At 64.4% G+C, this 18,413-nt stretch carries 16 protein-coding genes and 4 tRNA genes; 1 reads left to right on the forward strand and 19 read right to left on the reverse strand.

Features of this window, described 5'->3' with window-relative positions; translation table 11 throughout:
• Window positions 1–7 precede the first annotated feature (7 nt).
• The 16 genes from secF to EB835_RS05235 all read right to left on the reverse strand — a co-directional run bounded on the left by secF (window position 8) and on the right by EB835_RS05235 (window position 14,339).
• Window positions 8–1,024 carry a protein translocase subunit SecF gene (secF, locus tag EB835_RS05160; RefSeq protein ID WP_135808404.1) on the reverse strand — a complete coding sequence of 339 codons (1,017 nt, stop codon included), beginning with the start codon at window positions 1,022–1,024 and terminating at the stop codon, window positions 8–10.
• Window positions 1,021–3,240: a protein translocase subunit SecD gene (secD, locus tag EB835_RS05165; protein WP_240688555.1), complete on the reverse strand. Its 2,220-nt coding sequence runs from the start codon at window positions 3,238–3,240 to the stop codon at window positions 1,021–1,023. The genes secF and secD overlap by 4 nt, the downstream gene beginning before the upstream one ends.
• 38 nt (window positions 3,241–3,278) lie before the next feature.
• A complete protein-coding gene (gene yajC / locus EB835_RS05170) occupies window positions 3,279–3,830 on the reverse strand; it encodes a preprotein translocase subunit YajC (RefSeq protein WP_240688556.1) in 552 nt (183 codons plus the stop codon).
• A gap of 81 nt (window positions 3,831–3,911) precedes the next feature.
• Window positions 3,912–4,988, reverse strand: coding sequence for a Holliday junction branch migration DNA helicase RuvB (ruvB, locus tag EB835_RS05175; protein WP_240688557.1), 1,077 nt, complete (start codon window positions 4,986–4,988; stop codon window positions 3,912–3,914).
• A complete protein-coding gene (ruvA, locus tag EB835_RS05180) occupies window positions 4,985–5,581 on the reverse strand; it encodes a Holliday junction branch migration protein RuvA (RefSeq protein ID WP_135808405.1) in 597 nt (198 codons plus the stop codon). The genes ruvB and ruvA overlap by 4 nt, the downstream gene beginning before the upstream one ends.
• Window positions 5,582–5,646: 65 nt before the next feature.
• Complete coding sequence (gene ruvC, locus EB835_RS05185) at window positions 5,647–6,243, reverse strand: crossover junction endodeoxyribonuclease RuvC (protein WP_135808406.1); 597 nt, start codon at window positions 6,241–6,243, stop codon at window positions 5,647–5,649.
• Window positions 6,243–6,995, reverse strand: a complete 753-nt coding sequence (locus tag EB835_RS05190) for a YebC/PmpR family DNA-binding transcriptional regulator (RefSeq protein WP_135808407.1) — start codon at window positions 6,993–6,995, stop codon at window positions 6,243–6,245. Before EB835_RS05190 ends, ruvC begins: the two co-directional genes overlap by 1 nt.
• Before the next feature lie 113 nt (window positions 6,996–7,108).
• Window positions 7,109–7,588, reverse strand: coding sequence for an NUDIX hydrolase (locus EB835_RS05195; protein ID WP_135808408.1), 480 nt, complete (start codon window positions 7,586–7,588; stop codon window positions 7,109–7,111).
• A gap of 130 nt (window positions 7,589–7,718) precedes the next feature.
• Window positions 7,719–9,749 carry an alpha/beta hydrolase family protein gene (locus EB835_RS05200; RefSeq protein ID WP_135808409.1) on the reverse strand — a complete coding sequence of 677 codons (2,031 nt, stop codon included), beginning with the start codon at window positions 9,747–9,749 and terminating at the stop codon, window positions 7,719–7,721.
• A complete protein-coding gene (locus tag EB835_RS05205; protein WP_135808410.1) occupies window positions 9,746–10,351 on the reverse strand; it encodes an HIT family protein in 606 nt (201 codons plus the stop codon). Before EB835_RS05205 ends, EB835_RS05200 begins: the two co-directional genes overlap by 4 nt.
• Window positions 10,348–12,357, reverse strand: a complete 2,010-nt coding sequence (gene thrS, locus EB835_RS05210; RefSeq protein WP_135808411.1) for a threonine--tRNA ligase — start codon at window positions 12,355–12,357, stop codon at window positions 10,348–10,350. The genes EB835_RS05205 and thrS overlap by 4 nt, the downstream gene beginning before the upstream one ends.
• A gap of 197 nt (window positions 12,358–12,554) precedes the next feature.
• Complete coding sequence (locus EB835_RS05215; RefSeq protein WP_135808412.1) at window positions 12,555–13,808, reverse strand: DUF4190 domain-containing protein; 1,254 nt, start codon at window positions 13,806–13,808, stop codon at window positions 12,555–12,557.
• Between the two features lie 150 nt (window positions 13,809–13,958).
• A tRNA-Val gene (locus EB835_RS05220) sits at window positions 13,959–14,030 on the reverse strand.
• A gap of 37 nt (window positions 14,031–14,067) precedes the next feature.
• Window positions 14,068–14,139 (reverse strand) — tRNA-Val (locus EB835_RS05225).
• A 30-nt stretch (window positions 14,140–14,169) separates the two neighbouring features.
• Window positions 14,170–14,240: transfer RNA gene (locus tag EB835_RS05230), tRNA-Cys, on the reverse strand.
• 26 nt (window positions 14,241–14,266) lie between these two features.
• Window positions 14,267–14,339 (reverse strand) — tRNA-Gly (locus EB835_RS05235).
• 136 nt (window positions 14,340–14,475) lie between these two features.
• On the opposite strand from EB835_RS05235, the gene EB835_RS05240 reads away from it, so the two are divergent.
• Complete coding sequence (locus EB835_RS05240; RefSeq protein WP_240688558.1) at window positions 14,476–14,952, forward strand: PGPGW domain-containing protein; 477 nt, start codon at window positions 14,476–14,478, stop codon at window positions 14,950–14,952.
• 115 nt (window positions 14,953–15,067) lie between these two features.
• Here EB835_RS05240 and zapE read toward each other — a convergent pair whose 3' ends face one another.
• The 3 genes from zapE to EB835_RS05255 all read right to left on the reverse strand — a co-directional run bounded on the left by zapE (window position 15,068) and on the right by EB835_RS05255 (window position 18,412).
• Window positions 15,068–16,075, reverse strand: a complete 1,008-nt coding sequence (gene zapE / locus EB835_RS05245; RefSeq protein ID WP_135808413.1) for a cell division protein ZapE — start codon at window positions 16,073–16,075, stop codon at window positions 15,068–15,070.
• An 80-nt stretch (window positions 16,076–16,155) separates the two neighbouring features.
• On the reverse strand, window positions 16,156–17,094 hold the full coding sequence (gene era, locus EB835_RS05250) for a GTPase Era (RefSeq protein ID WP_135808414.1): 939 nt from the start codon (window positions 17,092–17,094) through the stop codon (window positions 16,156–16,158).
• A 1-nt stretch (window position 17,095) separates the two neighbouring features.
• Window positions 17,096–18,412, reverse strand: coding sequence for a hemolysin family protein (locus EB835_RS05255; protein ID WP_135808415.1), 1,317 nt, complete (start codon window positions 18,410–18,412; stop codon window positions 17,096–17,098).
• Window position 18,413: the final 1 nt, after the last annotated feature.

The following is an 18,413-nucleotide window of genomic DNA, read 5'->3' on the forward strand; positions in this document are numbered from 1 at the left end:
CAGGGAATCAGACTTCGGAATAGATCACCGGAGGGACGTCTGATTCCCCATTGTCCAATCGTAGTTCACGCACGGCTGCCTCTTGTTCCACGACCGCCGGCTCATGTGCCCGGAGCAGGGCGTAGAGCGGGCTGGCCACGAACAGGGTCGACGACGCTGCGACAATCATACCGATGAACAGGGACAGTGAAATGTCGACGAGCGTGCCGGCGTTGAGCGCCAGCGCACCGATGAAGAGAATCGATGCGACCGGCAGCACGGAGACCACCGTGGTGTTGATCGAGCGCACCGTGGTCTGGTTGACACCGAGATTGACGAGTTCGGAGAACTTGAGGTTCCGTTTGTCCTTGAACCGTGCCGTGTTCTCGCGGATCTTGTCGAAGACCACCACCGTGTCATAGAGAGAGAAGCTGAGCACGGTGAGGAAGCCGATGACCGCTTCGGGCGTGACCTCGATGCCGGTGGCCGAGTAGATGCCCATGGTCACGACCATCACGGCGACAAGACCGATGATCGCGGCCAGCGACATCTTCCACGTGCGGAAGTACAGTGCCATGACGATCATCGCGATGGCAACGAAGATCACGAGTGCGCGGACCATCTTCTCGGTCACGTCCTGGCCCCATTCGGGTCCGACGAATGTCGAGGTGACGTCCTCGGTCGGAACGTCATAGCCAGCGACGAGTGCGTCGCGGACCTTCTGCATCTGGTCATCCGAGAGCTGGTTCGTCTCGATCTGCACGGCGGTGTCGCCGGTCGGCGTCAATCGCGGTTCGGAACCGGAGACGGCATCGTTGACGATGCCCTCACCCTTAGGTGCCGAGGTGTCGCTGACGTGGTCGACCTGGAACTGCGAACCGCCCTTGAAGGCGATTCCGAAGTTGAATCCGGCGATGAGCGGCACGAGCAGGGACAGGATCACGAGGACCCCGGCGATGCTCAGCCACAGCTTCGCCTTGCCGACGAAGGGGATCGAGGTCTCACCGTTGTGGAGGCGGTTGCCCCAGGCAAAGAACCGTTTCACTTGTCAGCCTCCTTGCCAGCGTCTGCCGCCGAGTCATCGGCAGCATCCTCTTCTTCGGCTCGGCGAGCCGCGGCCTTCCGCTCGGCGATGGTCATTTCGCCCGTCGCAGACGCGGACTTCGACTTCGCGGGTTTCGACCGAGCAGCCTTCTGCTTCTTGGTCGCGCCTTTATCGGTCGTGGACGTCGTCGTGATCTCCTCTGACTCGGCCTCAGCCGTCTCGGCGGTGCTCGACTCAGTTGAGCTCTCGGCCGTCATACCGGCCTTGCGCATCCGCGCCTTCTCACGCCGCCTGGCCTCCGGGGACTTGTCACTGTCGTCGATGGACAGGCCGAGTGCCCCGCGATATGCGGCGGGCTTGACTCCGAGCAGACGGGGATCCATGCCCGACATCGGATGGCCTTCGCCGAAGAACTTCGTGCGGGCCAGGACCTGGAGCATCGGGTGGGTGAAGAGGAAGACAACGATGACGTCGACGATGACGGCCAGCCCGAAGGTGAACGCGAAGCCGCGCACCGACCCCACGGCCAGAATGTAGAGGATGATTGCGGCGAGCATGTTCACGCCCTTGGAGGCGTAGATGGTCCGCTTCGCCCGGTCCCAGCCGACTTCGACGGCAGAGAGCAGATTGCGCCCGCTGCGCAGCTCGTCTCTCACGCGTTCGAAGTAGACGATGAACGAGTCCGCCGCCATGCCGATGCCGATGATGATGCCGGCGAGGCCGGCCAACGAGAGCCGATAGCCGTATCGCCACGAGGACATGAGCAGCAGCAGATACGTGAGCACTCCGACGACCACGAGGCTCGAGACCGTGACGAGGCCGAGCATCCGGTACTGCAGCAGCGAGTAGATGACGACGAGGAGGAGCCCGACGAGTCCGGTGTAGATGCCGATCTGGAGGAAGTTCGACCCCAGAGTCGGCGAGATCTGGTCCTCGCTCTGGACCTGGAAGCTCAGCGGCAGCGAACCGTTCTTGAGCTGATTGGCCAGCGTCTGAGCCTCGTCGAGGCTGAAATCGCCCGTGATCTCGGCGTTGCCATCGGTGATCACCGCGTTCGACGACGGGGCAGAGAGCACGAGGCCGTCGAGTTCGATCGCGAACTGGTTGTAGGGCTGCTGCTTGTCCGTGATGTCCGAGGTGATCTGCTTGAAGATCTCACGCCCGGTCGCATCGAAGGAGAGGTTGACGGCAGGGTTGTTCGTCTGTACGCCATTGGCTCCTGCGGAATAGCCGGCGCTGGCGTCGGCGAGGTGATCACCGGAGAGTTCGACGGGTCCGAGTATGTACTTCGCCTGACCGTCTTCGGAACATGCGACGACCGGTTCGTCAGACGGCTGCTGCTGGCCGCCGGTGCGGTTCTTCTTGTTCGTGCAGTCGAGCTCCGAGTATTCCTTGATGATCGCTTCGGTCTGCCACTCGGAGGCGTCCTTCTCCGGATCGAAGAGAGGCCGCGGTGTCGAGTCGGTGACCTTCGTGCCTTCGCTCGACCCGCTGCCCTCAGTCTTCTCCGAGGCAGGTTCGCTCGCCGATCCCGAGGACTCTTCGCCGGTCGATTCCTTCGCCGACTCGTCCGAGTCCTGCGCCGAGGTGGTTCCGCCCGGTTCGGCGACCTCGCCGCCCCCGGCCGGAGCCTGGTCCTGCCCCTGAGCATCGCCCTGAGAGTCCTGTCCGTCACCCTGCGCCCCGGAGTCGCCTCCGGTGAGGTCCTCGATCCGCTTGCGCTCTTCGTCGCTCAGCCCGTCATCGGATCCCGAGGAATCGCCGCTGTCTCCGTTCTCGCCGCTCTCTTCCTGCTCCTTCTGGACCTGCTCCTGTGAACGCGGGTCACCGACGAGCGCCACACGGCGGAACACAAGCTGAGCAGAGGAGCGGACGAGGTTGCGGGTCTCCTCATCGGGGTTGCCCGGAAGATTCACGACGATGTTGCGGTCGCCCTGCGTCGTGATCTCGGCTTCGGAGACACCGGTCGAATCGACGCGCTGGCGGATGATCGCCACGGCCTGGTCGAGCTGCTCCTTGCTGATGTCCGTGTCCTTCGACACCTGCGGTTCGAGGATGATCGAAGTTCCGCCTTCGAGGTCGAGAGCGAGTTTGGGACTCGCCGTGGCATTCGACCAGATGACGCCCGCAGCGATGACGCCGGCGAGGACGAGGGTGACGATCACCAGCCACAGGAAGCGCAGACCAGGGCGTGGCTTTTCTTCGATATCGGACACGTTTCAGCTTTCAGTCGGGAGCAGAGTGAGGGAACGGATCAGTTCTTCTTGTCCGAATCCGAGTCCGGGGAGTCCGTCGAATCGTCATCCGCAGCGGCGGAATCATCGTCGGTCTCAGCGGTGGTCTCGGCATCGACGTCCTCGGTCGTCGCAGCGGAGTCGTCAGCGACAGCGTCCTCAGCAGTGTCCTCGTCCGGAATGTCGTTCTCGGCGCGCTTGCGTGCGTTCATGGCGTCGAGTTCGGCGTCGGTGATGGCCGGCTTCTCGTCGGCTTCGGCGGCGTCGACATCGGAATCGGCATCGACGGGGGCGGGAGCGTCGACGGGTGCGCCGGCCTCGTTGTTCTCGACCTGGCCGATGGCCTGGCGGTGGACGCGCAGGACCGTTCCGGGTCCCGACTCGATGGTCACCTGGTTGTTCTCTTCGTCGATGGAGAGCACTGTGCCGAAGACGCCGAACGTCGTCATCACGGTTGCACCGGGGGCGAGACCCGATTTGATCTGCTCCGCACGCGCCTTCTGCTTACGCCGAGAATTGAATAGGAAAAAGATCAGCAGCGCGGCAAGCGCAAGAGGGATCAGCAAATCCACAGATATCAGCCTTTCATATGAATGAATCAGTGAACCAGCTTAGTTCGTCCTCACCACTCATAGCGAACTCAAATGCCGGGTTCAGAACTCATAGTTTGCTGGGATCTGCATTTCCAGATGTTTCCAGGCAGCCGTAGTGGCCACCCGTCCGCGCGGAGTCCGGCTGATCAGCCCCTCCCGTACGAGGTAGGGTTCGGATACGGTTTCGACCGTATCGGCTTCTTCGCCGACGGAGACTGCGAGGGTTCCCAGGCCCACCGGCCCGCCGCCGAAACGCCGGCACAGCACCTGCAGAACGGATCGGTCGAGGCGGTCGAGGCCGAGTTCGTCGACCTCGTAGACGCGCAGTGCGATGGTGGCGGCTTCCTCGTCGATGATTCCGTTCCCGCGCACCTGTGCCCAGTCGCGGACGCGGCGCAGCAGTCGGTTCGCAATTCGCGGGGTGCCGCGGGAACGGGTGGAGATCTCTTCCAGACCGGCGAGTTCGGCATCTATGCCGAGCATCCGGGCCGAGCGCTGCAGAACGGTGAGCAGGTCGGCGCTCGAATAGAAGTCGAGCAGGGCGGTGAAGCCGAAGCGGTCGCGCAGCGGTGCCGGCAGCAGTCCGGACCGGGTGGTGGCCCCGACGAGGGTGAACTGCGGGAGGTCGAGCGGGATGGCGGTGGCGCCGGGGCCCTTGCCGACGATGACGTCGACGCGGAAGTCCTCCATCGCCACGTACAGCATCTCTTCGGCGGCGCGGGCCATCCGGTGGATCTCGTCGATGAAGAGGACTTCGCCCTCTTCGAGGGAGGAGAGTATGGCGGCGAGGTCACCGGCATGCTGGACGGCCGGGCCTGATGTCACCCGCAGGCTCGAGTTCATCTCATGGGCGATGATCATCGCCAGAGTGGTCTTGCCGAGCCCGGGAGGGCCGGAGAGCAGCACATGGTCGGGCGCCTTCTGCCGAGCCTTTGCCGCATCGAGGACGAGTGAGAGCTGCTCACGCACCTGCGGTTGGCCGATGAAGTCGGCGAGGCCCTTCGGACGCAGTGCGGCTTCGGCATCGCGTTCGGCTGTCTCGGCGCGGCCGGAGACGAGTCTCTCCTGTTCGGCCCCGGTCAGCTCCTGATCGCCGAAGTCCATTTCGTAGGAGTCAGATCCTGAGGAACTCGTCATTTCTTCGCACCGAGGACCTTCAGCGCGGCTTTGAGGACCACGGAGGTGCCGGCATCAGCACCGGTCTCCGTCACGACCTCGGCGACGACCTCTTCGGCCTGCGATTCCTTCCAGCCGAGGCCGACGAGGGCATCGACGACCTGCTGGCTGCCGCCGCCGAAGGACAGCGTCGGTCCGGGAGCGGAGACGGTGAGTTTGGGCAGCTTGTTCTCGAGTTCGAGGATGATGCGCGAGGCGCCCTTCTTCCCGATTCCGGGAACCCGGGTGAGCGCATTGGCGTCCTGATTCGTGATCGCAGCAGCCAGCTCGTCGGGCCCCATCACCGACAGGATCGCCATCGCCAGACGGGGACCGATCCCGGAGATCGACAGCAGCACGTCGAAGGTGTGGCTCTCGTCTTCGGTGGTGAAGCCGTAGAGCGTCATCGAGTCTTCGCGGACCACGAGGCTGGTGACCACTTCGATCTCGGCACCGTGCCGGGTTCCGGCCAGGGTGTCGGGGGTGACGTGGACCTTGCGGCCGACGCCGTAGGTCAGAACGACGAGGTGGTCAGCTGCGATCCGATGCACCGTACCGCTGAGAAAACTGATCACGGACAGCCTTTCTTAAGGGGAACACGTGTACGAATCCAGGTTAGCAGGCACCCGCTCCCCCATGCTCATTTGGCGCGCCGCATGGCCTCGGCCCACTGCTGTTGGGCCTTCGTCAGTCCGCTGCCCTGCCGGCCGCCGGCCTTGCGTTCGGTGAGGTCCTTGTTCATTCCCGGCGTCGATTGGGCCGAGAGCGCCCCGCGCCACGAATGGCAGATCGCGATCGCCAGGGCATCGGCGGCATCGGCGGGCTTCGGCGGCGCGCCGAGACCGAGGATCCGCGTCACCATCGAAGTGACCTGCTTCTTGTCCGCACGGCCGGAGCCGGTGATCGCGGCTTTGACCTCGGACGGCGTGTGCATGGCCACGGGCAGTCCCCGGCGGGCCGCCAGGCCCATGGTCAGTCCCGAAACCTGGGCGGTGCCCATGATCGTGGAGACGTCGTTGCGGGCGAAGACGCGTTCGATGGCCACGACATCGGGACGGTATGTGTCCAACCAGCTGTCGAACGCCTCGGCGATTGATCCGAGACGCAGGTCGACGGAGTCGGCTGAGGGGGTCCGCAGGACGTCGACGGCGACCATCGTCGCCTTCCGTGCGGGCAGGGTGTCGATGACACCGAGCCCGCACCGGGTCAGTCCGGGATCAACGCCGAGGATGCGCATCAGGCATCGAGTTCGGCGAGGACCTCATCGCTGACGTCAGCGTTCGAATACACGTTCTGCACGTCGTCGCAGTCTTCGAGTGCGTCGATGAGGGTGAAGACCTTCTGCGCGGTCTCTGCGTCGAGGCTGACTTCGAGTTCGGGCACGAAGGAGGCCTCGGCCGAGTCGTAGTCGATTCCTGCGTCGACGAGGGCAGTGCGCACGTCCACGAGATCGGTGGCCTCGCAGATGATCTCGAACTTCTCGCCTTCGTCCTTGACCTCTTCGGCACCGGCGTCCATGGTCGCCAGCAGGATGGCCTCTTCGTCGGTGTCTTCAGCGTTGACGATGATGACGCCCTTGCGGTTGAAGTTGTAGGTCACAGAACCGGGATCGGCCATGCTTCCGCCGTTGCGGGTCACGGCCACGCGCACCTCGGAGGCGGCACGGTTGCGGTTGTCGGTGAGACATTCGATGAGCAGCGCCACGCCGCCGTCGGCATAGCCTTCGTACATGATCGTCTCGTAGTTGACTCCGGCGCCGTCGAGGCCACCGCCGCGCTTGACCGCACGGGTGATGTTGTCGGCCGGAACGGAGTTCTTCTTCGCCTTCTGGATCGCATCGAAGAGAGTCGGGTTGCCGTCGGGGTCGGGTCCACCGTTGCGAGCGGCAACCTCGATGTTCTTGATCAGCTTGGCGAAGAGCTTGCCGCGCTTGGCATCGATGGCCGCTTTCTTGTGTTTAGTCGTTGCCCATTTGGAATGACCTGCCACTGGTGTTCCTTCCTGTAGTTACAGCCTCTCAAGTCTATACGGTCACCGACGAGACTCGTGCAGACATCCGTTCGGAGATCTGTGCAGGGCCGCATCGGACCGCAGATGCGTTCTCAGTCGATGACCAGCGGCACTTCGGGAACGGATCCGGCGGTGGCCAGGTCGATGAGGCCGAGCAGATTCTTCGGATAGATCGTCTCCGTCGTGGCCAGAAGGTCCTCGCGGGTCCACCAACGGAATTCGAGCAGGCTGCGCTTCTCGATGTCCGTCCAGACCGCGTCTTCGAGTTCGATGTCCTCAGCGGTGCGGAACGCGAAATACGTTTCAACCTGGCGCAGCGACTTCTCCGTGAACTCGAAGACCTCGTCACGAGTGGCCAGGGGTCCGATGAGTTCGTGCGGTTCGCATTCGATTCCGGTCTCCTCGGCCAACTCCCGGGCCGCCGTCTGCGCAGCCGATTCGCCGAGTTCGGAACCGCCGCCGCAGGTCATCCACCATTGGTGACTGGGATTCAGCAGATCTTGGGCCCGGATCAGAAGAACCTCGTCGCGCTCATTGAGTAAAACGACCCTTGAGGCTTTACGAGGTTTCATGTTTCTCCAGTGGTCGGCGGCGAGGGGAGGCAAGTCTTTGCAGAATAATGATGCTGGGGGATTTCGGCAAGAGCGCGACAGCGGTCCAGAGAACGATATCGGGTCTGCGCGTTCCCGACCAACTCGACGTTCATGACGCGCAGTCGCGCGCAGCGGCGACGCTCGGGTCAGCCGCGTCCAGGCGATGTCGCTCGCCGTCGGGCTGCGTGTTCAGATGCCGATCCCACCAGTCGAGGATGGCTTCGAAACGCTGCCTGCGGTGGCGCGGCTGCCCGGCCCGGGAGAGTTCGTGGTTCTCGCCGGGGAAGATGAGCATCTCAGTGTCGACTCCGGCTCGCTGCAGGGCCGCATAGTACTGCTGGGCCTGTTCCAACGGGCAGCGCAGATCGCGTTCCGAGTGCATCACCAGGGTCGGTGTGCCGACCTGTGGGGCATGGGCCAGGGGTGATTGGGCCATGATCGCCTCACGGCTGCGGCTCGTGTACTCCTCGGTGAAGAAGCGGCCGATGTCCGAGGTTCCGACGAAGCTGTCGGGGTCGAGGTAGCCGCGCTCGACGATTGCTGCGCGGAAGCGCTGGTCCGCGGCGATCGTCATGGCGCTGAGATATCCCCCGTAAGATCCGCCCTGGATGCCCAGGCGGCTGCGATCGAGGGTGGGATCAGTTTCGAGGGCATGGTCGAGGACGGCCAGCACATCGGCCATCGCCGGCGCCGCCATATCGCCTTGGACGGCGGTCCCCCAGCTGCGGGTGCGTCCGCCGGAGCCGCGTGGGTTCGAGAACACGACGGCGTATCCTGCGGAGGTGAGCACCTGGGTCTCGTCGAACCAGGAGTGCGTGTATTGGGCGAAGGGACCGCCGTGGATGTTGAGGATGACGGGGAACGGTCCGTCGCCGTGCGGTTTGGCCAGCCAGCCGGTGATCGTCCCGGATTCGCCGGGCACACGCAGCACCTGAGGCAGGACGGAGTTCGCCGGTGCCGGATGTTCCTTGACGATCACGGCACCGGCCCGCGCCGAGGCGGTCCCGGAGTCCCCGCGGTCGCCGAGGGTGATGCGGCCGAGCACAGCCGGTGACCCCGGGCTCGCTCCGGTGAAGACGAGCGAATCGTCGTCGAGGTCGAAGCCGTTGACGACGGTGGTCTCGTCGGTGAGGAACTCGAGCTCGTCGAAGCCGACTTCTGCGGCGTCGAGGTCGATGCGGACGATCCGAGTGGCTCCGTCGGCATCGACGGCGGCGATGACCGCTCCCCCGTCGGTACGCGGCGGGATCGGTGCCGCGGCCACGGTCTCAGGGTCGGTCAGCCGCCTCGTGGAGCCGGTAGTCAGGTCGTGGATGAAGAGTCCGGGCATCTGCCCGACGAAGTCGAGTTCATCTCGCACCAGAGCATTGCCCAGCAGCAGCACGGTGTCCTCGTCGAGCCATCGGTGGACACCGACGTCCATGGAGGGCAGCTCGAGCGGGGTCGGGTCCTCACCTTCGAGCAGCCAGACCGTGGAGCGCAGATCGGGCTGCCCCCGGTCGGGGTGGACTGCCGAGATCACGGACACCCGTGTGCCGTTCGGGGAGAACTGCGGGTCGTGGACATCGCTCTCCGGGGTGGAGAGCAGAGTCGACAGCGGCACTTCGGAGGCTCCGCGAAGACCGACCGTGCCGAGACCGGGTTCGGCGAGGTCCACGAGGAAGGCGCGGGCCGGACGGTCGTTCGTATAGCCTAACCCGTTGGCCAGGTAGGACGCCGAGGTGATCCGACGTGGTGCCTCTTCGAGCTCCGGTACGGACTCGTCGATCCCGTACCGGCCGGGCTCGGGGACCCGAGCGACGTAGAGAGCCCGTGGCCGGGAGTCGTCGAGGACGAATTCGGCGACTCCGAGGTGGTTGTCCGTGATCTGGTGTGCCGTCTCGAGGCTGTCGCCGACGAAGAGCTGCGGGGCGGCCTTCTTCTCCGCGCTCAGGTAGCCCGACCAGCTCGAACCGCACTGCGGGCTCGAATCCGACCATGAATGGGTCAGCCGCCGGGAGGTGTCCTCTGACAGTGAGAACAGCTGTGCGAGGTAGCTGTTGGTCTCCAGGTCGGGTCGCCGGATCGTGAGGACGGTGTCGGCGCCGCGCAGCACTGGCGAGGAGTACTCGGCAAGAGAGCCGAGGTCTTCAGGGTTCATCGGTTCCATTCCTTTGACAGGCGTGCCTGCACATCGGCGTGCACTTGCGGCAGGGCCTTCGTCTGGGCGATCACGGGCAGGAAGTTCGCGTCTCCGCCCCAGCGCGGGACGACGTGCTGGTGCAGATGAGCGGCGATTCCGGCTCCGGCGACCGGTCCCTGGTTCATGCCCAGGTTGAATCCGTGGGGTCCGGATACGGCCCGGATGACGCGCATGGCCTGCTGGGTGAATTCGGCGAGTTCGACGGTCTCCTCTTGAGTCAGGTCCGTGTAGTCCGCGACATGACGGTAGGGGCAGATGAGCAGGTGGCCGGGGTTGTACGGATAGAGGTTGAGCACCGCGAAGACGTGCTGGCCGCGCGCGACGATGAGGCCGTCCTCGTCGGTCTTCGCCGGTGCCGTGCAGAACGGGCACTCGTCGGCTCGATCGTCCTTCGGTTTGTCCTGACCGTCGATGTAGACCATCCGGTGCGGTGTCCACAGGCGTTGGAATCCGTCCGGTTCGCCGGGGAACCCGGCGGCCGCCTCGGGGTGGGGAATCTCCTCACCGAGGCGGTCGCCTGGGTGCTCCGATGCGGACCGGTCCTCGTCGCCTCCGCTCATACCTGGGCCTTGGACTCGATCGCGTCGAGGATTCGTCGCACCGCCTCGGCGACGGGGACTCCGTTCTCCTGTTCGCCGCCTCGGAAGCGGAAGGACACGGCACCGGCGTCGCGGTCCTCTCCCCCGGCGATGAGGGTGAAGGGCACCTTCGACTTCGACGCGTTGCGGATCTTCTTCGGGAACCGGTCGTCGCTGTCGTCGATCTCGACACGGACTCCGGCCCGACGCAGCTGGTCGGCCACCTCGGCGAGGTAGTCGTTGAACTCTTCGGCCACAGGGATGCCGGTCACCTGCACGGGTGCCAGCCACACGGGGAAGGCACCGGCGTAGTGCTCGGTGAGCACGCCGAGGAACCGTTCGATGGAGCCGAACTTCGCGGAGTGGATCATCACCGGCTGCCTGCGGGAGCCGTCGGCGGCCACATACTCGAGTCCGAAGCGCTCGGGCTGGTTGAAGTCGAGCTGGACCGTCGACATCTGCCAGGTGCGGCCGATGGCGTCGCGGGCCTGGACGGAGATCTTCGGGCCGTAGAAGGCCGCGCCGCCCGGATCGGGGACGAGTTCGAGCCCGGTCTCGGCGGCGACCACCTCGAGCACGCTGGTGGCTTCGGCCCACTGTTCGTCGGAGCCGATGAACTTATCGGCCTTCTTCCCGTCCTCGTCGCGGGTGGAGAGCTCGAGGTAGAAGTCGTCGAGACCGAAGTCGCGGAGCAGGCTGAGTACGAAGTTCAGCAGGTGACGGATCTCCGCGGCGGCGTCTTCCTGCGCGACGTAGGAGTGCGAATCGTCCTGGGTCAGGGCGCGGACGCGAGTGAGGCCGTGGACGACCCCGGAGGCCTCGTCGCGGTAGACGGTGCCGAACTCGAACAGGCGCAGCGGCAGGTCGCGATAGGAGCGGCCGCGGGACCGGTAGATGAGGTTGTGCATCGGGCAGTTCATGGCCTTGAGCCGGTACGGGGTGCCCTCCTTGACGATCTCGCCGGTCTCTTCGCTGCGAACCTCGTCGACTGCGATCGAGGGGAACATGTTCTCGCCGTAGTAGGGAAGGTGGCCCGAGGTGAAGTAGAGGGTCTCCTTCGAGATGTGCGGGGTTCCGACATACTCGAAGCCCTCTTCGATGTGGCGGGCGCGGACGTAGTCCTCCATCTCCCGCTTGATCACTCCGCCCTTGGGGTGGAAGACGGGCAGACCGGAGCCGAGCTCTTCGGGGAAGGAGAACAGATCCATTTCGGCACCGAGCCTGCGGTGGTCGCGGCGTTCGGCCTCGGCGATGCGGTCCTGGTAGGCCTTGAGGTCGTCCTTGCTCGCCCAGGCGGTGCCGTAGACGCGCTGCAGGCTGGCATTCGCCTGGTCGCCGCGCCAGTAGGCGGCCGAGGACCGGGTGATGGCGAAGCCGTTGCCGATGAGCTTCGTGTTGGGCAGGTGGGGGCCGCGGCACAGGTCCTGCCACACGACTTCACCTCTGCGGTCGACGTTTTCGTAGACGGTGAGTTCACCGCCGCCGACCTCCACGGAGGTCTCTTCGTCGGCGCCCTTGCCCTTGTCATCGATGAGTTCGAGCTTGTACGGCTCGTCCGCCATGCGTGCGCGGGCCTCGTCCTCGGTGACGACGACGCGGTTGAAGGTCTGACCGGACTTGACGATCTGGGCGGCCTTCTTCTGAATCGCCTTGAGGTCGTCGGGAGTGAAGGGTTCGGCGACGTCGAAGTCGAAGTAGTAGCCGTCGGTGATGTAGGGCCCGATGCCGAGCTTGGTGCCGGGGAAGAGCTCCTGGACGGCCTGAGCGGTGACGTGGCCGGTGGAGTGGCGCAGGATATCGAGTCCGGCGTCGGAGTCGATGGTGATCGGTGCGATCCGCTCACCTGGCTGCAGTTCGCGGCTGAGGTCGGCGGGTTCGCCGTCGAGCCACATCGCAACGACCGTGCGGTCGGAGGAGAAGATCTCCGTTCCGGTCAGCCCCTCTTTCCAAGGGATGCTTTCGCCCGCGCAGTCGATGCTGTCTGCCACTGATCTTCTCCGTTCGTCATGTGTTCATTCGGGCAGCCCGTCCGGTGGGCTGTCCATCCTCAGATTCTAGTACCAATTCGGCCGTGACAAATCAGTTGGGTGGCAGTCGAAGAGACTGCCACCCATACCGAGACTGCTGAACTCTGCGTCCGCGGTGTCAGGCCCGCGTGGGCCCGCTCACCTCGGCGTTCAGACCGTCACTGCTTGTAGAATTCGAAGTCCTTGCCCTTGCCGAGATCCTCGATGAGCTCGAGCTTGAGGTGCATGTCATCGATTTCGGCTTTGGGGACGCCGTAGGCGAGCTTATAGGTCATTTCGCCGCCGGCAGGCACGGGATCTGTGAAGGACAGCACACCCTTGTAGTCCGTGCCGTCGATGACGTCCTGGTATTCCTTGCCGCCTCCGTCGGTGGCGGCGAGGTCCGTGAGAGTCATCTTCACGTCGGCACTCGAGTCGTTCTTCACGGTCATCGTCACGACGGCGATCTCACCATTCGTCGATTCCGCACCGGAGGCGGACGACGATGCGGTGCCCGGGGCGACATTGATCATCGCGGTGACATCGTCGCCGATCTCGACCTCGCCGGCCTGAGCGGGTGCGGCGTCTCCGCCGTTCGATCCCTGGCTCGGGTCCTGACCGGCGCCCTGGCTCGAGCCGGGTGAAGCAGAGGAGCTGGCTGCTTCGTCTGCGGCCTTGAAGATGAACGCACCGAACATGATGGTCGCGACGATCACGACGATCGAGATGACCACGGACACGATGCCGAGGATGATGCCGGTGATGTTGAGGCCCTTGTTGTTGGCGAGGCCCTTCTTGACTGCGGAGAGACCGACGAAGCCGAAGATCACCGCGGCGATGCCGAAGAGTGCGCCGCCGCCGAAGACGAAGGCACCGAGAATACCGACGATGCCGCCGATGAGGGCGAGGATGCCCCAGATGTTCTTCGATGTGTTGCCGCCGCTGCCGGACGGGTACTGACCGTAGGCGGCGTTCGGATTGGCCGGGATGAACTGATCCGAGGAACCGTCCGCACCTGCGTAAGCCGGCTGCTGCCCGTACTGATTGGCATCGTATCCCTGCGCATTGGCGTCGTAGGGATTCTGCCCATAGGGATCGTTCGGAGCACCGTACTGGCCCTGATTGTCACCGTAGTGGTTCTGGCCGTACGGATCGTTCGGAGCACCGTAGTTCGGCTGCGAACCATACTGGTTCTGGTCGTTCGGCTGGCCGTAGTTCGGCTGGGAGCCGTACTGCGGGGGCTGCTGGCCCTGAGCACCATCGTTGCCTCCCTGGCCGTAGTTCGGCTGCGAGCCGTACTGGGGAGGCTGCTGGCCCGAGTTCGGATCGTTGCCGTAGTCGGGGGCACTCGGCGGCTGGTTGTTCGGGTTCTGCCCGTTGGGGTTGTCGGGCGAACCGTCACCCGATCCGTACGGGTTCTGAGGCGTAGACATAGGTGCTCCGAAGTCATCGTCGTTCTGTACAGCACCTAGCGTACTAGCAAACCAGTGTGATACCGCATGCCGACCGCGTGACAAACCTGCAACATGGCCGCCTAAGATGAATGCACGAAGCCCCGAGTCGATGACTCGGGGCTCCTTCTGTGCGCGATACTGGGATCGAACCAGTGACCTCTTCCGTGTCAGGGAAGCGCGCTACCGCTGCGCCAATCGCGCTCTATTCATTTGTTGCACCGGAACCCGAAAGTCCCTGTGCGCGATACTGGGATCGAACCAGTGACCTCTTCCGTGTGAAGGAAGCGCGCTACCGCTGCGCCAATCGCGCTGGTCGATCAGCATTTCTGCTGACCTTCCGAGGTGGCGACGGGATTCGAACCCGTGTATACGGCTTTGCAGGCCGCTGCCTCGCCTCTCGGCCACGCCACCGCCAAGGCAGTGCCATGACGCCTCCGAGCGGATGACGGGACTCGAACCCGCGACCCTCACCTTGGCAAGGTGATGCTCTACCAACTGAGCCACATCCGCATTTCTCGCTGCCCGGTTTCCCTGGCAACGAGATATAACTCTATACGCAGGTGGCGGCATACGCAAAATCATGATCGGGTGATCGTGGTCACACCCTTCGATCAAGCTTTCAGGGTCACCATCTTATAGTGGTTGGGTGAATGCAGAGAGCCCGCAGACCCGCCCCAAAGGCTGGTTGTCACGTCACCACCGGCAAGGTCCCCGACCGTGGCGCAAGCTGCGTCTGGGCTTCCTCCGCTGGCGTCGCACGGTGCTGGCCAATCCGCATACGGCGCGCATCTACCGCAGCATCGTCGGCGGGCTCGGCACGCTCATCGTGCTCATCGGCCTCGTTCTCGTTCCGCTGCCCGGCCCCGGCTGGCTCATCGTCATCATCGGTCTGTTCGTCATCTCCAGCGAGTTCCGCTGGGCTCAGCGCCTGCTGCACTTCGTACGGGTGAACGTCGAACGCTGGACGCATTGGATCATGGCGCAGCGGCTGTGGGTGCGATGGACGGTCGGTGCGGTGACGGCGGCCTTCGTCGGTGCTGTCGTATGGCTGTCACTCCGACTCGCCGGTCTGCCCGATTGGGTCCCTGACCTGCGCATCTTCGATCTGCTCGGCCTGAGCTGAGATGACGACGCCCGCCGCACCTCGAGAGGAGGTGCGGCGGGCGGGACGATCTCCGTCGGCGGGATCCGGTGGGTGCCTGTGGTGTTCTGGTCCTGTGCGGGTCTCGCAGCCTGGTTCAGGACGACAGCGCGGTCAGGCGCGAGAGGCAGCGCATGTACTTCTTCCTGTACCCGCCGGCCAATGACTCTTCGGTGAAGACCTTGTCGAGGGCGGCACCGGAATTGATGATGTGCACATTGCGGTCGTAGAGCCGGTCGACGAGGGCGACGAAGCGCAGAGCCACGCTCTCGTTGTCGATCGTGCGCACGTTCTCCCACACGGCGGCGTCGAGGCCGTCGACCATCCGTCCGTAGCGTGAGGGGTGGACGGTGGACAGGTGGCCCAGCAGCTCCGAGAAATCATCCCGGGCGATGACTCCCTCGAGCCGGCCCGTGGCCGCATCGAGTTCGGATTCCGGCAGCGGATCCGCCGGAGCGGTGAGCTCCCGGGCCCGGTAGTCCTTGCCGTCGATGCGGTAGACCTCGAACTGTTCGGCCAGTGCCTGGATCTCGCGCAGGAAGTCCTGAGCAGCGAAGCGTCCCTCCCCCAGGGACCCCGGCAGAGTGTTCGAGGTCGCGATGATCTTCACTCCGGCGTCGGTGAGCTCACGCATCAGCCGAGACATGAGTACGGTGTCGCCCGGATCGTCGAGTTCGAATTCGTCGACGCAGACGAGCTTCATCGTCGACAGGTCGTCGCGGGCCCGGGCGAAGCCCAGGGCTCCCACGAGGTTTGTGTATTCGACGAAGGTGCCGAAGGTGGCCGGCTTCTCATTCGCGTGCCAGGCCGACGCCAGCAGGTGGGTCTTGCCGACCCCGTAGCCGCCGTCGAGGTAGACGCCCTTGGTGCCGGACTCACCCTTCGAGAACAGCCTGCCGAAGAATCCCTTGCCCGTCGAGCGTTCGGTGAACTCCCGCAGCTTGTTCCGTGCCTCTTCCTGTGAGGGTTCGGCAGGGTCGGTGCGGTAGCTGTCGAAGGACACGTCTTCGAATTGCGGGGGCGGCACGAGACCTGCGATGAGCTCTTCGGGGGCAACCTGTGGGGAACGGTCGCTCAGTGCGACCAGAGTCTGCTCGGCATTCACTCGGCCTAGTCTAAGGCAGGCTTGAGCGCCCGTTTCAACTCGGCCAGCGTGAGGTGGTGCCCGTCACACAGCCCGGACGGTCAGTTGTTGAAGTCGAAACCGAGCCGGCCGAGCTGCTTGGGATCGCGCTGCCAGTCCTTGGCCACCTTGACGTGCAGGTCGAGGTAGACCTTCGTGCCGAGTAGCCGTTCGATGCCCTGACGGGATTCCGAACCGATGGCTTTGAGTCGGCCGCCGCCCTTGCCGATGATGATGGCCTTCTGACTGGGTCGTTCGACGTAGAGGTTGACGTGGACATTCCACAGCGGCTTGTCCTCGCTGCGGCCCTCACGCGGGTACATCTCTTCGACCTGCACGGCCAGGGAATGCGGCAGTTCGTCACGCACACCTTCGAGTGCCGCTTCGCGGACGAGCTCGGCGATCATCTTCTCCTCCGGCTCGTCCGTGAGGTCGCCGTCGGGGTAGAGCGGAGGAGATGTCGGCAGATGGGCCGCAAGCACCGAATCGACGGTGTCGACCTGGAAGTCCTCGACTGCGGAGACGGGGACGACATCGGCGAAATCGGCGAGTTCGCCGACGGCCAGAAGCGCCTCGGCGACCTTGTCCTTGGGCACCCGGTCGACCTTCGTCACGAGCGCGACGATCGGGGTCCGACCGTCCAACAGCGCCAACTGGGAGGCGATATAGCGGTCTCCTGGGCCGATCGGCTCGTCGGCGGGCAGGCAGAAGCCGATGACGTCGACCTCACCCAGCGTGGTCGCCACGAGGTCGTTGAGCCGGGATCCGAGCAGGGTGCGCGGCTTGTGCAGGCCCGGGGTGTCGATGAGGATGAGCTGGTGGTCGTCCTTGTGCACGATTCCACGGATCGTGTGCCGGGTCGTCTGAGGCTTGGCGGAGGTGATCGCGACCTTCTCCCCCACCAGTGCGTTCGTCAGCGTCGATTTGCCCGTATTGGGCCGTCCCACGAAGCAGGCGAATCCGGCCCGGTAGTCATCAGGGTAGTCCGTGCGAAATTCCATCTCAGTCCTCTTCCATCGTCGCTGAACCATCGGCTGCGGCGGCCCGAGCGTCGTCGTCTCTGCTGTCTTCGTGGGTGCGGGTGACCCGCACATGGGTGATCCGGTGGCGACGACCCTGGCCCTCCATCGCTTCGATGTTGAGTCCTTCGATGCTCGCATGCGAGCCGTCGATGGGCACCCGGTCGATGAGCTTCGAGAGCAGACCGCCGACGCTGTTGACATCGTCTTCGTCGATGCGCACGTCGAAGTAATCGGCGAAATCGGAGATCGACATACGGGTGCTGATGACGAACGATCCGTCTTCGGCGGCGACGAGTTCGTCATCGCCGTTGTCGTATTCGTCTTCGATCTCACCGACGATCTCTTCGACGATGTCCTCGATGGTCACGAGTCCCGCGGTGCCGCCGTATTCGTCGATGAGGATCGCCAGATGGGTCGAGTCGACCTGCATCTGCCGCAGCAGGTCATCGGCGGGTTTCGTCTCCGGGACGAATAGTACGGTGCGGGCGAAGTTGCCCACAGGTCGGTCGGCTTCCTCGGGGTGGAGGTGGAGGCGGCGGGCGACGTCCTTGAGGTAGGCGACTCCGCGGACGTCGTCGAGGTCCTCCCCGCAGACGGGGATGCGGGAGAAGCCGGAGCGGAAGAACAGGTTCATCGTCTTCTGCAGGCTCACCTCGGCGTCGACGGTGATGAGGTCGGTGCGCGGCACCATGACCTCGTTCGCCGAGGTGTCCGAGAGATTGAACACCGACTGGATCATCTCGCGTTCGCCGTCTTCGATGATGTCGGATTCGCTGGCACGCTCGACGAGGTCGCGCAGCTGCTCGGAGGTGACAAACGGACCGTCCTTGTAGACCTTGTCCGGTGTGAGCAGGTTGCCGAGCACGACGAGGATGCGGGTCAGCGGTTTGAGCGCGACGAGGACGATGCGCACGACCCAGCTGAGGTTGAGGCTCACGGCCAGGGACCGGCGCTTGCCGATCGTGCGCGGGGAGACTCCGGCGATGATGAAGACTGCCACCGAGGCGGTGACGACCGTGAGGAACACCATGAGCGGGCCCACGGAGTAGTAGGAGTCGTAGGCCAGGGCGATGAACACCGTGGCGAGTGCTTCGAGGAAGTTGCGGACGAAGATGATGACGTTGATGTTCGTCGGCAGGTCCGCAAGGATCTTCTCCACGCGCACTGCCGCGCGTCTGCCTTCCTCCTTCGCCTCTTCGACCGCGTGGTGGGAGACGTTGAGCAGGGCCGCATCCACGGCAGAGAGTGTGGCGGCGATGATGAGGCACAGGGCCGCACCGAGGAAGTACGCGAACACG

The organism is Brevibacterium sp. S22 (genome assembly GCF_004745485.1).
Lineage (GTDB): Bacteria > Actinomycetota > Actinomycetes > Actinomycetales > Brevibacteriaceae > Brevibacterium.

Bases quoted from the DNA above. Each gene is read 5' to 3' on its own strand.
- ruvC (WP_135808406.1), bottom strand. From the start codon at position 6,243: ATGCGCATCCTCGGCGTTGATCCCGGACTGACCCGGTGCGGGCTCGGT.
- EB835_RS05200 (WP_135808409.1), bottom strand. From the start codon at position 9,749: ATGAACCCTGAAGACCTCGGCTCTCTTGCCGAGTACTCCTCGCCAGTG.
- EB835_RS05195 (WP_135808408.1), bottom strand. From the start codon at position 7,588: ATGAAACCTCGTAAAGCCTCAAGGGTCGTTTTACTCAATGAGCGCGAC.
- EB835_RS05205 (WP_135808410.1), bottom strand. From the start codon at position 10,351: ATGAGCGGAGGCGACGAGGACCGGTCCGCATCGGAGCACCCAGGCGAC.
- era (WP_135808414.1), bottom strand. From the start codon at position 17,094: ATGGAATTTCGCACGGACTACCCTGATGACTACCGGGCCGGATTCGCC.
- ruvB (WP_240688557.1), bottom strand. From the start codon at position 4,988: ATGACGAGTTCCTCAGGATCTGACTCCTACGAAATGGACTTCGGCGAT.
- EB835_RS05215 (WP_135808412.1), bottom strand. From the start codon at position 13,808: ATGTCTACGCCTCAGAACCCGTACGGATCGGGTGACGGTTCGCCCGAC.